Below are 13,877 nucleotides of genomic sequence, written 5' to 3'. Positions count from 1 at the left end.
ATGGTTCCAACCAGCTTTCCTGACAAAGAGACAATCGCTGAGATTACAGCGAAAATGCTTATCGAAGTTGAAGCAGTTCACTTCCGTGCAGATGAGCCTTTCAAGTTTACCTCAGGCTGGGCCAGCCCGGTTTATATTGATTGTCGTAAACTAATTTCTTTCCCCCGTGTACGCCAGACTCTCATGGATTTCGGTGCTTCCGTTATTCTTCGTGAATGCGGATTCGAATCCATTGACTGCGTAGCTGGTGGGGAAACAGCAGGTATCCCATTTGCCGCATGGTTGTCTGACCGTCTTATGCTGCCTATGCAGTATGTACGTAAAAAACCAAAAGGATTTGGCCGCGATGCTCAGATCGAAGGAGATTTTTCTGAAGGCTCTAAAGTTCTGCTGGTCGAAGACCTCACTACTGACGGCCGCAGCAAAATCAACTTTGCACAGGCACTGCGCCGTGCAGGAGCTGAGGTAACTCATACCTTCGTACTGTTCCATTATGGTATTTTTCCAAAAACCAAGGAAACTCTTGCTGAAGCAGGCCTTGAAATGCTTTCTCTTGCCACATGGTGGGATATTCTCAATGTATGTAAAAAGGAAAAATACTTTGATACCAAATCCTTGGACGAAGTAGAAAAATTCCTGAACAACCCTATTGAGTGGTCTGCTGCTCATGGCGGGATTTCCTCATACCCGGAATAAAAAACACCGGAAACCTCTAAGAGTGCTTAAGAATCTTTTTTATAGATGATTCTGGAGACTCCACCAAAACCCCTAATCGTTTTGGACCTGAGGCTAAATAACAATAAAAAGGGGAGACCTGACATTTACAGTCGGATCTCCCCTTTTTCATTTAGATATACACAGCTATATCAAATCCATGAACCACATAAAAATTATTATTGATACTCTTAAGAAATCCGCCAAGCAGAAATTTCTAAAAACTATATTTTAATCTTCATCAGTAAAACTTCAGGCCTACTATTTGTTCTAAGCGGGGGTCCCCAAAAGCCTACCCCGCAACTTATGTAGTAATAAGTGTTCCCCTTTTTATATGTCCCGTACTCTTTTTCATAAAGTCGCTCTACTATAAGATTAAACGGAAAAAGCTGACCATTATGGGTGTGGCCGGATAGTTGCAAGGCAATACCGTTTTGTTCTGCTTTATCTAAATCGCGTGGAGTATGATCCAATAAGACTACAGGTAATGTATTATCAGCAGGAATAATCTTTTGCAGTGAAGCCCTGCCGTCACTACGGATAAGTGCAGCAACATCTTTGCGGCCGACTAGCAGAAAATGGTTATCAATAACGGAGTACTGATCAGCAAGAAGTCTTATGCCCTGCTTTTCAAGTAAATTCTTTGACCAGTCATATCCAAGATAATATTCATGGTTCCCTAATACTGCATACTTTCCAAGTGGTGCTTTGATACGTGCCAGCTCTTCAGCTGCTCCGGTAAAAACAGCATCATAATCATCCAAAATATCACCGACCATAAAAACCATATCAGGATGCAGCTTGTTAACCATGTTAACTATTGCCCCAACCCGATCACGAGTCATAAGTTTTCCAACATGCAAATCTGAAAATACGACAATTCTATATTCTTTAGTTGCATTTCTGCCCCCTGATAAATCAAAATCAATCTCTTTTACAACAGGTGATGTTGCATTGATATATCCACCGATCAACATCATACCTGAGACAAAACAAAGTAATGCAAATATTTTAATTCTGGGAACTCTAAAACCATTACCAAGTATTTTAAGTCCCCAATGGATGGGTTCAAAGCATAAGCCAACCGGGACCATACAGGCGATAATTGCGGCCCAGCTATACCCGGTTCCTTGTAAAACAATTTTTAATAAATACGGTAAGTCTGCTCGAAAAAAAAGAGAGACCGGCAGTGCAATTGTCATAAAATCAGTAGCAAGAAGTACTACTCTCTTTATCTTAGGATTTTCAACCAGCATCCGGCATATCCAAAGCCGGATATACAGGTAGCAAAGAAAATATATAATCGTAGCTTTTACGTAAAATGACATTTAACAAAACTCTCATTAGTAAGAATATTTTAAAGACTATTAACTTTAATCACCCTCAACTGATCAGATAAATATCTTATTCTTATTTCCAGCAGGATACATAAAAAATGGCTGCCCGTAACCACAGACAGCCATTTTATAATTTTTAAATAAGAAAATATTATGCGGAACATTTATTACGGGCAGTATAGGCTTTTGCCAGTCCTCCACCGGAAGTCTCCCGATAAAGACTTGGTAAGTCATGCCCCGTTTCCCGCATTACCGAGACAACTTCGTCAAAAGGAATCCGATGAGAACCATCTGATAGAATAGACATTTGAGCACGGGCAAGAGCACGTGTAGCAGCGCAGGCATTACGTTCGATACATGGAATCTGAACCAAACCGTCAACTGGATCGCAAGTGAGGCCTAGATGATGTTCAAGCCCCATTTCAGCAGCATATTCGATCTGACGCAACGTCCCACCCATAAGCTGGGTGGCGGCCGCAGAAGCCATGGCACATGCAGAACCTACTTCACCCTGACAACCAACTTCCGCTCCGGAAATAGAAGCATTAACCTTGATTACATTTCCAAACAGGCCAGCAGTTGCAAGAGCTCTTAAAATATCATTTTCTTTATGATTATGGATATCCTGCAAATACTTTAAAGCAGCAGGAACAATTCCGCATGAACCACATGTCGGAGCAGTTACAATAACTCCCCCTGCAGCATTTTCTTCAGACACAGCCAAAGCGTAAGCTGTCGTCATGCCGGTAAACTGCATGTCCGGTCCAGCAAGGCGTGTTTTACGATAATAAGCTTTAGCCTGACGCCTGAGACCGATAGAGCCGGGCAGAACACCTTCTTCTTCAATACCACGCTCGAGCGACTCTTCCATCACTCTCCATATTTCACGTAAAAAATCCCAGATTTCCGGTCCCTCACGCTGTTCAACGTATTCCCAATATGTAATCCCTTTATCTTCACAATAAGCCATTATGGATTCAATTGTTGTCAGATCGTATACAGGCGAAGCACTTATCGCTGAAACGCCCTCTTCACGAATAGCTCCACCACCGACACTGTATACCTTCCATGAACCAAAACAGTCACCGGAAGCATCTAACGCTTCAAAGAGCATTCCATTGGGATGTTCCGGCATACATTCTTCAGCTTTCCAGACAATTTCAGTCCGATCACTGCTTAGAACACTCAGCACAGCCCAATCAGTTAAATGTCCTTTGCCTGTAGCGGCGAGGCTTTCAAAAAGAGTTACACGAAACTTCTTAGCATTTGGATATTTATCCAGAAATTTTTCAGCAGCAAATCTAGGCCCCATAGTATGGCTTGAAGACGGCCCGACCCCAACTCGATATAACTCTCTCAATGACTCCATAAAAGCACCTGCATTTTTAATTGGATATTTTTTTACTAGCAACTTAAAGAGTACATATTACGAAAATATTAAAAAAGACATCTTTTTTATGGTCATTCATGAAAAAAAATTAGATTATAACAGATAAAAACTATACCCGACCTGTAAATATAAAATAACAGTCTCTAAATTTTCGCTGCGTTGGATCTTTTTAATAAAAAAGGAGCTGTATTTACTACAACTCCCCTTACTATGACCATATAAATAAAAAGATATTAATCTTCTCGTTTTTCATTTCCTATCCTTTCCATGTCTTCATCAAATGAAGAAATTTTCCATGGAAAAGATTTTCTGGCTGTCATAACCGCAAAGTTTTCTACTTCCTGCATCCACTGGCGATAATCTTCCAAAACTCTTTCTCCCAGAGGTGTAAGCGTACATCCTTTACGTCCTCTGGTTTTAAGTACAAGAGAATCTCCTAAAACATCTTCAGTGTTCTTAATCCTTCCCCATGCAGCCCTATAGGACATACCAAGTTCTTTTGCGGCCTTATTCAGCGATCCCTGTTTCTCGATCTGCTCCAAAAGCTGAGCACGCCCAAGCCCGAACAGCATACCTTCCTCTGTTTCAAGCCAAAGATTCAACCTTACTCTGGGGCAGAAATCTTCTTCACCCGACATTTAATATCCTCCTAAAAATTAACACCACTCTACAACTTCTATGTTTTTCTTAACACAAATTGACCAGACTGAAAACAACTCTTGCATTTATTAAAACTGTAATTAACTTTAGCCTCCTGTGCTAAATCGGACTTTTATCTGATTTACCTATAAATAATTTTAAATATGTTGATCTTAATTTACATAAATACGGAGCCTCGCTTTTTATGAATATTACAACTGCAGACATGACCAACTCTCCATATAAAACCATATGGAATTTGTCGTGGCCGCAAATTTTAATGATGATTTTTCACCTGATGATCGGTTTGATTGACGTATGGGTTGCGTCCAAACTCGGGCGCGAAATTCAGGCATCAATGGGCATGATAAGCCAGTCGCTATTCTTTTTTCTGGTAGTTGCTGTAGCTACAGCTAACGGATCAGTTGCAGCAATCAGTCAATCCATTGGGGCTGGACGCATTCTACGGGCCAAACGATATGTAGGGCTGTGTATTATTCTTGGGGCTGTTCTAGGGTCTATTATTTTCATCCTGGGATTTCCATTTCGCAATGGTCTCCTGACCATATTGCAAGTTCCGGATGAGATGAGACATATTATGGAATATTTCATTGAAATTTTTCTATATATGCTTCCTCTTTATTACATGCTGATTATCACCAACGCAGTTTTCAGAGCACAAAAGAAAGTCATGCTGCCGCTCTATAGTATGATAATAGTGATGACTCTTAATACAATAGGTGATCTTGGTTTTGGAATGGGTATGTGGGGTTTTCCCAATATGGGCTTCAAAGGACTTGCATGGGCGACCTTATGTTCAATTTCTGCCGGAGCACTCTTCAACATTGGTGTTCTCTACAAGACAGGATATCTGCGCCGGAAGTGCTTTGCCCCCATTCGGTGGGTAAAAAAAGCTTTTCCCTATCTTTTCAAAGTAGCCTGGCCAAATGGTCTTATGCAAATTGTCTGGCACTCAGGATATCTGGTTTTATATTCAATCACCGCCAGTCTACCGGAGAATAATATTATAGCCCTTGCAGGGATGACCGCCGGTATACGCATTGAATCAATTCTGTTTCTCCCGGCCTTCGCATTTAATATGACAGCCTCAATTATTATTGGACATTATCTTGGAGAAGGCAGACCTGAAGAAGCTAAAAAATTCGGATATAGAATTCTTTTTCTGGCTATAGCATTTTTAGGAATTATAGCTATGGGACTGTGGCAGATTATTTATCCTGTCACCGCAATCATTGCACCTGATAAAGTCGTACTTGATGAAGCTGTTAACTATCTTTATTATAATATGTTAGCAATCCCATTCACCCTGACTTCAATGATTATGGCCGGTGCCCTTAACGGGGCAGGCGCAACAATTTATAATTTATTTATTTTTGCTATCACTGTCTGGGGATGCAGACTCCCGCTTGCGTATGTTCTGGGGCATCAAGTTATGCACTCTGCAACAGGCATCTGGATGGCAATGCTTATATCGCAAGGACTGCAGGCAAGTATCATTTTTTATACGTTCTCATGCCGCAATTGGCAGAAGTTCAGTATGATTAAGAAAAGAAACAACAAAAGGATTACAAATGAGTAGCGAATTCAAGCCAATTACTCTTGAATGTCAGGATAAATTTGATCAGGCACTTGCAGCCTGCCCTCAACTTACATCAGACTATACCTTCGCCAATATCTGGGGTTGGACCAACCATTACGGACTTGAACTGCGATGCAGCGATAGCAACCTTATCCATATACGCTGCACAAAACCTGAAGTAGTACACTGGGCTCCTATTGGGGACTGGTATTCAGCAGACTGGACAAAATGCGAGCTTATGAACACACCCGGAACCAAGTTCACCAGAGTTCCGGAAAAACTTGCCAACCACTTGCAGGAAATTTTCGGAGAGAAACTACACGTTGAAGAATGCCGTGATCATTTCGACTACGTCTATTCAGTGCAGGATCTTATTGAATTACGTGGTAATAAATTTCACAAAAAGAAAAATCTGTATCGTCAGTTCATGAAAAAATATGACTACGAATATCGTGAAATTACTCCAGATTGTGTTGAAGAAGTTCTTGAAATGCAACTGGACTGGTATAGATGGCAAGAAGAAAATAACTACTCCGAAGCCCTTGATGCTGAGAATGAGGCTATCGCAAAAGTACTCAAAGAAATTGACACAATCAAGAATCTTACCGGAGGTACACTGCGTATAGACAACCGTATTATAGCCTACACCATCGCCGAACCACTCGGAGATGATACAATCGTGATTCACTTTGAAAAAGGAAATACGTATTTCAAAGGTGTTTATCAGGCTATTAATCAGATGTTTCTCGAAAACTCAGCCAGTGACAGAAAATTTGTCAATAGAGAACAGGACCTAGGTGAACCTGGATTACGCAAAGCCAAGCTTTCATACAATCCGGTAGATTTCATGAAAAAATATGAAATAACAGTTTTGTAGCATGCTGCTTACTCCTGCTGACAGAAGAAGAATTGTAGTATTGGGGCTGGATGGACTTCCAGCCCCTCTTGCTTTGCGCTGGGCTGACAGATTGCCGAACTTAAAGAGAATAGCCGGCAAAAACAAACCACTGAATGCTGAAATACCAGAATTATCTCCCGTAAACTGGACTTCATTCTTTACAGCACAAAAACCGGAAAAACACGGAGTATACGGTTTTACCAGCCTAGATAACCAAAAATATACCTTATCCATTAATAATTTTGATCAGGTACTATGCCCTACTATTTTTGATAGACTTGGGGAGAATGGGCTGATCAGTAAAGTTATAAATCTGCCTAATACATATCCTGCAAAGCCGTTGCGAGGAATGCTTATTGCCGGATTTGTAGCTCAGTCGATTGATAAAGCGGTATACCCACCTTTTTTGTCTGGAATGCTTAAGTCTGCAGGCTTTATGCTTGAAGCAGATACAACGAAAGGAATAATGGACCCGGCGTATCTATTTGATCAGGTCAGCAAAACTCTTGATTGCAGGATAAACGCTCTGGAAATGCTCTGGAATGATCTTGCATGGGATTTATTTGTAATGGTTTTTACAGAAACGGATAGACTTTTTCATTTTTTTTATCCTGCTTTTGAAGATGAGAGTCATCCATTACACAATCTCTGTACAGAATTTATGATCAAGTGGGATAAAGCAATAGGTATAGTACTTGATAAATTCGAAACATTGCCGGAGCCTAAAAAATTAATCGCTTTTGCCGATCACGGCTTTACTTCACTTAAAACAGAAGTTGACCTGAACACTTTTCTCGTTCAGCACGGCTATCTTCAATACTCACATCCGGCTGAGGATCAATGGGATTCCACGGTTATCAGCTCAGACAGCAAAGCATTTGCCTTAGATCCAGGCAGAATATATATCCATACTTCAGACCGTTTCAAAAGAGGAAATGTTGACTCTGCGCTTACATCACAAATGTCTTATGAAATAAAGTCAGCGCTCATGGCTCTTGAATTTAATGGCCAAAAAGTGATGGAATCTGTTTTGACAGGAACTGAAGCATATGGGAACAATGCAATCGGAAACCCGCCGGATTTAATCTGTACGGCAAATTCTGGCTTTGACCTGAAAGCTAAATTTGACCGCACTGAAATATACGGGTTTCACGGCAGAACCGGGACTCATACGCAGAAGAACGCTTTTTTCTATAGCTCGGACGGACAACAGATAGACTTTATGCATCAGACAGGACAAATGGTTCTTGACTGGTTCAACTGTCCATTGCAAGACGACGCTAAAGGTCAGGATTAAGATTCACACCTTTCCAAAGATTAACACGTGTTAAACTGCCAATCTCGATTAATAAAAGCTAAGATCGGTACAAAAGTTTTTTAGAAATTTAAAAAACATTTACAAAGCTTATTTGAGCCAAAAGAAATAACAAACTGATTTCTAAAGAAAAAGTCATAACTACTTAAGATATAAATATGATAGATTTTAAAAATGAATTGAATGCTGCCCAGTTTGAAGCTGCCACCCACCCGCAAGGACCCGTTCTGGTTATAGCCGGAGCAGGCAGTGGAAAAACACGAACTATCGTTTATAGACTTGCATGGCTGGTGGAACAAGGCATACCGCCTGAATCTATTCTGCTTATGACGTTTACCCGCAAAGCAGCGCAGGAAATGCTTTCTCGAACAGAGCAGATTCTTGGCAGGCCGCTTCACGGTACAAACGGTGGAACTTTCCACGCTTTTGCCTTTTCAGTCCTGCGACAAAATGCAGCTGAAATAGGATTTCCAAACGGTTTTAATCTTATGGACCGCAGTGATTGCGAGGGTGTTGTCAAAGAAGTTAAAGACAGTCTCGGTTTTGGAAAAAAAGACCGTTCATACCCTAAAAAAGCTACCCTGCTGGATATGGTGACTAAATCCCGTAACAAAGAAGTACCTATTGAAACGCTGGTTAACACTGAGGCATATCATCTTGCTACCTATTCGCAAGAAATGGAAGAAATAGCCAAGGGATACGCTATCTACAAAAAGCAACACGGCCTCATGGATTATGATGACCTGTTGTTCTATCTTGAAGAACTGCTGTCTAAAGACAAATTTCTACGTAATTCACTGCGCAGCCGCTATCAGTACATTATGGTCGACGAATATCAGGATACCAATCTTGTTCAGGCACGTATTGTAAAACTGCTGGCTGGTGAAAATGGAAATGTTATGGCCGTCGGTGATGATGCTCAGTCAATATATTCTTTTCGCGGTGCAGATGTTACTAATATTCTTAAATTTCCGGAAATTTTTGAAGACGTTAAAATTGTGCGTCTTGAACAAAACTACCGCTCTACCCAGCCGATACTGGATCTGACCAACGCAATCCTGGACGGTGCAGCAACTAAGTTTGATAAAAAACTTTTTACTGAAAAAACATGGGGTAATAAACCACAATTAATGGTCCCGCTCAGCGATTTCAGCCAGTCAAACCGTATATTGGACAAAATAATTGAGTTACAAAAAAAACATGGCCCAGAAGAAGTCGCTGTACTTTTTCGCGCTGGATATCAGAGTTACGGGCTGGAAGTTGCGCTGAAGCGGCTTGGTGTTGGCTACAAAAAGTATGGAGGGCTCAAATTCAACGAAGCCGCTCATATCAAAGATGTACTGGCATTCATGCGTCTAATTACAAACCCGGCCGATATTATTGCCTGGCAGCGTACGCTTGGGCACATTAAAGGCGTCGGACCAAAGACAGCTCAAAAAATTGCCCATAGCGTAATTTCCGGCGACCAGAAGACAATGGGAAAATTCGTTAATAAATATCCCCTGCTGAAAGAAGTTCTTTTAGATATTGACGGTCTACGCAAAAAAAATTCATCGCCTGCAACATGCCTTGAAATAATTATACCTCTCTACAAGCCGATTTTAATCGCAGAGTACCCAGATGATTACCCTCGACGTGAAGCAGGTATCGAACAGCTCTGTCAGATTGCCTCAAATTACGATGATCTGCAGGATTTTCTTACAGATATGTGCCTTGATCCTGATCAACACAATGAAGAAGAAAAAGTTGAAAATTCTGTAACCCTCTCCACAATTCACTCTGCAAAAGGACTTGAGTGGGATGCGGTCATCATTCTTGATCTGGTGGAAGATAGATTCCCTTCAAAAAAATCAATGCAAAAACCTCTGGAATATGAAGAGGAGCGCCGACTGCTTTATGTTGCCTGCACACGGGCACGCAAAGAACTCATCATGTCTGCACCAGCATCAATCAAAATGAGGAATGCTGATTTTTCAGAACCTGCTATTCCCAGTCCTTTTGTTCGTGAGCTGGATACGGTTCTTTTTGATGAACTACAGGAGTCATACTCAGGTGGCATGAATCTGAAGAAGAATACTCCTATTGAATTTCCTAAAGCATCTTCATCATCCCCAAGCCCTGCAGGTTCAAAAAAATCAGGACATATGAAAATGGGCCACTGCAAGCATAAAATATTCGGCAAGGGAAAAATTATAGAACGAATCGAACCCAACAAACTCCGCATCAATTTCCCCGGTTTCGGACCTAAGGTTATTGTAGAAGATTTTGTTGAACTTCTTTAGGAATCCGTATGACCAGTTTAAGATCAGAGCAAGATTTTCTAAAATTAATAGACACTTACTTCCCTGCTGAAAATGGACATGTAACATTAGGAAGAGGCGATGACAGCTCTATTCTGCGTACGGACAAAGAACTGTGTATCAGCAAAGATCTTTTCCTTGAGGATATACACTTTCGACGCTCCTACTTTTCGCCAGCTGATATCGGGTACAAATCTTTAGCTGTAAATATTAGTGACATTGCCGCTATGGGCGGACAGCCACGCGGTTTTGCACTTGGTCTGATTATTCCACCAGATCTTGAAGCAAATTTCTGGGAGCCGTTTTTCAAAACCATGTCGGCACTAGCTAAGGAAAACGGACTAATTCTGGCTGGAGGGGACCTTTCTAAAGGACAATATCTTGGAATTTCAGTTACCGTGTGGGGTGAAACAGCAACTCACGGCAAATTTCTTACACGTGGAAATGCCAGACCAGGAGATATTCTCTTTCTACATGGACAGACAGGCATGGCACGAACGGGATTACTTAGTCTTGAAGAGCTTGGCCCAGCTGCGGCAAAGAACTATCCGGAATGTGTAAAAGCACACCTAAGACCGGCAATGCGAGTTGAAGCAGGTCTTAAGCTGGCAGCATCTCCTCATATACGAGGTCTGATGGATCTGTCAGACGGCCTAGCGAGGGATCTGCCACGTTTTCTGGCTAAATGTGAAGGTTGCGTCGGTGCAGACATAACACTGCCAGAATCAGCATTACATTCAGAAATAATCAGCTATGCCAAATCAAAATTCATATCCCCTTCAGAACACGCCTATCAAGGTGGAGAGGACTATGCTTTATTCGGGGCAGCATCAGCTGAATATTTTGATGAACTATGCAATGAGATTGAAGGGATACAAGCAATAGGCACAGTCACAAATAATGGCAAATTTTTTCTAAATGAAAATGAATATACCGCGACTGGATTTGACCATTTTTCATAAATTATTCAGAATCAAAAATCTTCGAAAAAAACATCAAATAAGTACAATTAATGTGAGACAATTACGAAGCTATATAATTTAAACCATTTAATATTAACCAATTTTACTGTAGTATTATAGTTATATTATTTCCGAAATTTTAAAAATTATGCATTCCGCTTTTAGTTGTCTTATTTTTTTGGTTAACCCAGAATAATGCAGAGGAATTATGGATACAACACTTAAAATTATCGGCTATATCCGCTCAGAATTTAAAAAAAGATCAGAAACTCCTAAACAGGGAAATGAAGGTGGTATTGAAGCCATCGTTGAAATCAACGAAGAATTTGCTGACGCACTGGATGGTCTTATTGAGGGAAGTAAGATTGTTCTTCTTTCATGGCTTCACGCTGCGGATAGACACTACCTGAAAGTACACCCTAGAGGAGACGAATCAAGGCAAAAACGTGGTGTTTTTTCGACACGTTCTCCTGACCGCCCTAACCCGATAGGTATTCACCAAGTCACTGTAACAGAAATAAATGGGTTAATACTAAAAGTCAGCCCGCTAGAAGCAATAGACGGCACACCGCTGGTAGACATTAAAAATGACTACCAGTCCAAATAATTAAACAACTAACCCACGGGGCCGGCTTTTATATACCAGCCCCGTGTGGGATATTCCATCGATAATGTATATCGTGAAATCTCGGGCTATTAATTACCGTGGACGATAAGTAATTCTGCCGCGAGTAAGATCATAAGGTGAAAGCTCAACGGTAACTTTGTCACCGGGCATAACTCTGATGCGGAATTTACGCATTTTACCTGAAATATGAGCAAGAACTTCATGACCGTTTTCAAGCTCTACACGAAACATTGCGTTTGGAAGAGCTTCTTCCACGGTACCATTAACTGCAATTCCTTCTTCTTTAGCCAAAATCATTCCTCGTAAATCTTATAAATTACAAAGTAAAAAAGCCCGCTTGCGCATATGCGACAGCGGGCTCAATTGTTGACCCTTCCCTACTGAGGGAAACATCAAGACTGTCTTAGGTACAAAATGGTTTTGATGAGAATAATATTTTCTCACCAGCCCAAAAGGGCTTTATACCAAATCGCAACAAATTACCAGCGTCTAGGACGTGGTTCACGAGGACGGGCTTCATTAACTTTCAGATTACGGCCACCGAAATCACTTCCATCAAGACTTTCAATAGCCTGAATTGCGCCGTCATCTTCCATTTCAACAAAACCGAATCCGCGGGGGCGGCCTGTTTCACGATCAGTAATGAGTTTGACAGTAAGAACTTCACCAAACTCTTCAAAAGCGGCCTTTACATCATCCTCAGAAGCACTCCAAGGAAGATTACCCACGTAAATGTTTTTCGACATTTCTCAAAACTCCATAAAGCGTTAAAACTTAAACCAAAACCAGACAGCCGTCCTCGAATTTACATATTCGCTACGACCAACTATCCTAAATTCAGTATAACCCGCTGACTTAGGATAATTCAACAAAATACCTATACAGACAATCTATGATATTCGGCTGATATCCGGTATCCTAATATGCCCCTTAACCCATAACAGATAAAAGAGCAATAGGCCTGCGCAAAATATATAAGTAAAATACTTATTTTTTGCACAAGCCTATAAATATTAAAAAAGAAGCAGCGACTTATTTTTTAAGCCAGCTCATCATTTTACGGAGTTCACCACCAACCTGTTCGATCTGGTGCTCAGCATTAATGCGACGCATTGCGCTGAAATGAGCTTTTCCAGACATATTTTCTACGATGAATTCTTTTGCAAACTCACCCTGCTGGATTTCTTTAAGGATCTTTTTCATTTCTTTGCGGCTTTCTTCGTTAATAACACGAGGGCCACGAGTCAGATCACCGTACTCAGCAGTATCAGAGATGGAATCGCGCATCTTTGCAAGACCACCTTCGTAGATAAGATCGATAATAAGCTTGCATTCATGCAGACACTCAAAATATGCAATTTCAGGTTTGTAACCAGCTTCTACGAGAGTTTCAAAACCAGCTTTGATCAGCTCAGAAAGACCACCACAAAGAACAGCCTGTTCACCGAAAAGGTCAGTTTCAGTTTCTTCACGGAAAGTGGTTTCAAGTACGCCGGAACGAGTTGCGCCAATACCTTTAGCGTAAGCAAGAGCAAGGTCAAAGGCTTTACCAGAAGCGTCCTGATGAACAGCAATGATTGCAGGAACAGCTCCGCCTTCAGTGTAAGTACGACGAACAAGATGACCAGGTCCTTTAGGAGCTGCCATGATTACGTCCACATCTGGAGTTGGTACAATCTGCTCAAAATGAATGTTAAAACCATGGCCGAAAGCGAGGATGTTACCGGGCTTAAGGTTGGGAGCAATATCATTTTTGTAAACTTCAGCCTGAACCTGATCGGGCAGAAGGATCATAATAAGATCAGCCTGCGCTGCTGCTTCTGCAGCACTTACAGGCTCAAAACCATGTTCTTTTGCCAGATCATAGTTAGCTCCACCGGGGCGCTGACCTACAACAACTTTAATCCCGGAATCGCGAAGATTCTGTGCATGAGCATGCCCCTGACTACCGTAACCGATGATTGCAACTGTCTTATCTTTGAGCAGATTCAGATCAGCGTCTTTTTCATAATAAACTTTCATTGCTTTCTCCTGATTTTATCTTTGTCTCGGGCACGAAACATAACAATAGTTTCCCAGATAACCCATCCTTGA

General features: G+C 41.2%; 13 protein-coding genes. 7 read left to right on the top strand and 6 right to left on the bottom strand.

The annotated features are described in order from the left end of the window. Positions 1-696, top strand: a complete 696-nt coding sequence (locus H589_RS0113660; protein ID WP_027722547.1) for an orotate phosphoribosyltransferase — start codon at positions 1-3, stop codon at positions 694-696. A gap of 242 nt (positions 697-938) precedes the next feature. On the opposite strand, the gene H589_RS0113655 is transcribed toward H589_RS0113660, so the two are convergent. The 3 genes from H589_RS0113655 to H589_RS0113645 form a co-directional block, all read right to left on the bottom strand. After that, positions 939-1,970, bottom strand: coding sequence for a metallophosphoesterase (locus H589_RS0113655; protein ID WP_245577156.1), 1,032 nt, complete (start codon positions 1,968-1,970; stop codon positions 939-941). Positions 1,971-2,202: 232 nt separating this feature from the next. Further along, entirely contained in the window at positions 2,203-3,420 is a 1,218-nt protein-coding gene (locus H589_RS0113650; protein ID WP_027722545.1) for an L-serine ammonia-lyase, read from the bottom strand. 254 nt (positions 3,421-3,674) lie between these two features. Continuing rightward, positions 3,675-4,079, bottom strand: coding sequence for a winged helix-turn-helix domain-containing protein (locus tag H589_RS0113645; protein WP_027722544.1), 405 nt, complete (start codon positions 4,077-4,079; stop codon positions 3,675-3,677). A gap of 206 nt (positions 4,080-4,285) precedes the next feature. On the opposite strand from H589_RS0113645, the gene H589_RS0113640 reads away from it, so the two are divergent. The 6 genes from H589_RS0113640 to tsaA all read left to right on the top strand — a co-directional run bounded on the left by H589_RS0113640 (position 4,286) and on the right by tsaA (position 11,762). Further along, a complete protein-coding gene (locus tag H589_RS0113640; protein ID WP_027722543.1) occupies positions 4,286-5,680 on the top strand; it encodes an MATE family efflux transporter in 1,395 nt (464 codons plus the stop codon). Further along, positions 5,673-6,557 carry a DUF2156 domain-containing protein gene (locus H589_RS0113635; protein ID WP_027722542.1) on the top strand — a complete coding sequence of 295 codons (885 nt, stop codon included), beginning with the start codon at positions 5,673-5,675 and terminating at the stop codon, positions 6,555-6,557. The genes H589_RS0113640 and H589_RS0113635 overlap by 8 nt, the downstream gene beginning before the upstream one ends. 1 nt (position 6,558) lies before the next feature. After that, positions 6,559-7,875 (top strand): alkaline phosphatase family protein, encoded by a 1,317-nt coding sequence (locus H589_RS0113630; protein ID WP_027722541.1) that lies wholly within the window; start codon positions 6,559-6,561, stop codon positions 7,873-7,875. A gap of 176 nt (positions 7,876-8,051) precedes the next feature. After that, positions 8,052-10,175, top strand: coding sequence for an ATP-dependent helicase (locus tag H589_RS0113625; RefSeq protein WP_027722540.1), 2,124 nt, complete (start codon positions 8,052-8,054; stop codon positions 10,173-10,175). A gap of 8 nt (positions 10,176-10,183) precedes the next feature. After that, positions 10,184-11,155, top strand: coding sequence for a thiamine-phosphate kinase (thiL, locus tag H589_RS0113620; protein WP_027722539.1), 972 nt, complete (start codon positions 10,184-10,186; stop codon positions 11,153-11,155). A 208-nt stretch (positions 11,156-11,363) separates the two neighbouring features. Further along, positions 11,364-11,762, top strand: a complete 399-nt coding sequence (gene tsaA, locus H589_RS0113615; RefSeq protein ID WP_027722538.1) for a tRNA (N6-threonylcarbamoyladenosine(37)-N6)-methyltransferase TrmO — start codon at positions 11,364-11,366, stop codon at positions 11,760-11,762. Between the two features lie 93 nt (positions 11,763-11,855). On the opposite strand, the gene infA is transcribed toward tsaA, so the two are convergent. From infA to ilvC, 3 genes are all read right to left on the bottom strand, one after another. Next, the gene (gene infA / locus H589_RS0113610; RefSeq protein ID WP_027722537.1) at positions 11,856-12,074 is read right to left on the bottom strand and encodes a translation initiation factor IF-1; all 219 of its coding nucleotides are present in this window, start codon (positions 12,072-12,074) and stop codon (positions 11,856-11,858) included. A 188-nt stretch (positions 12,075-12,262) separates the two neighbouring features. Continuing rightward, a complete protein-coding gene (locus H589_RS0113605) occupies positions 12,263-12,529 on the bottom strand; it encodes an RNA recognition motif domain-containing protein (protein ID WP_027722536.1) in 267 nt (88 codons plus the stop codon). Positions 12,530-12,815: 286 nt separating this feature from the next. Then, positions 12,816-13,805 carry a ketol-acid reductoisomerase gene (ilvC, locus tag H589_RS0113600; protein ID WP_027722535.1) on the bottom strand — a complete coding sequence of 330 codons (990 nt, stop codon included), beginning with the start codon at positions 13,803-13,805 and terminating at the stop codon, positions 12,816-12,818. Between the last annotated feature and the right edge of the window lie 72 nt (positions 13,806-13,877).

Source organism: Maridesulfovibrio zosterae DSM 11974 (assembly GCF_000425265.1).
GTDB classification, from domain to species: domain Bacteria; phylum Desulfobacterota; class Desulfovibrionia; order Desulfovibrionales; family Desulfovibrionaceae; genus Maridesulfovibrio; species Maridesulfovibrio zosterae.
Note: the sequence above shows the minus strand (reverse complement) of the source record. Positions and strands in the feature narration are given on the sequence as shown.

Excerpts from the sequence above, each read along its gene's own strand:
- H589_RS0113635 (WP_027722542.1), top strand. The coding sequence starts at position 5,673 with ATGAGTAGCGAATTCAAGCCAATTACTCTTGAATGTCAGGATAAATTT.
- H589_RS0113625 (WP_027722540.1), top strand. The coding sequence starts at position 8,052 with ATGATAGATTTTAAAAATGAATTGAATGCTGCCCAGTTTGAAGCTGCC.
- H589_RS0113630 (WP_027722541.1), top strand. The coding sequence starts at position 6,559 with ATGCTGCTTACTCCTGCTGACAGAAGAAGAATTGTAGTATTGGGGCTG.
- tsaA (WP_027722538.1), top strand. The coding sequence starts at position 11,364 with ATGGATACAACACTTAAAATTATCGGCTATATCCGCTCAGAATTTAAA.
- H589_RS0113660 (WP_027722547.1), top strand. The coding sequence starts at position 1 with ATGGTTCCAACCAGCTTTCCTGACAAAGAGACAATCGCTGAGATTACA.
- H589_RS0113605 (WP_027722536.1), bottom strand. The coding sequence starts at position 12,529 with ATGTCGAAAAACATTTACGTGGGTAATCTTCCTTGGAGTGCTTCTGAG.
- H589_RS0113655 (WP_245577156.1), bottom strand. The coding sequence starts at position 1,970 with ATGCTGGTTGAAAATCCTAAGATAAAGAGAGTAGTACTTCTTGCTACT.
- ilvC (WP_027722535.1), bottom strand. The coding sequence starts at position 13,805 with ATGAAAGTTTATTATGAAAAAGACGCTGATCTGAATCTGCTCAAAGAT.
- H589_RS0113640 (WP_027722543.1), top strand. The coding sequence starts at position 4,286 with ATGAATATTACAACTGCAGACATGACCAACTCTCCATATAAAACCATA.
- thiL (WP_027722539.1), top strand. The coding sequence starts at position 10,184 with ATGACCAGTTTAAGATCAGAGCAAGATTTTCTAAAATTAATAGACACT.
- H589_RS0113650 (WP_027722545.1), bottom strand. The coding sequence starts at position 3,420 with ATGGAGTCATTGAGAGAGTTATATCGAGTTGGGGTCGGGCCGTCTTCA.
- H589_RS0113645 (WP_027722544.1), bottom strand. The coding sequence starts at position 4,079 with ATGTCGGGTGAAGAAGATTTCTGCCCCAGAGTAAGGTTGAATCTTTGG.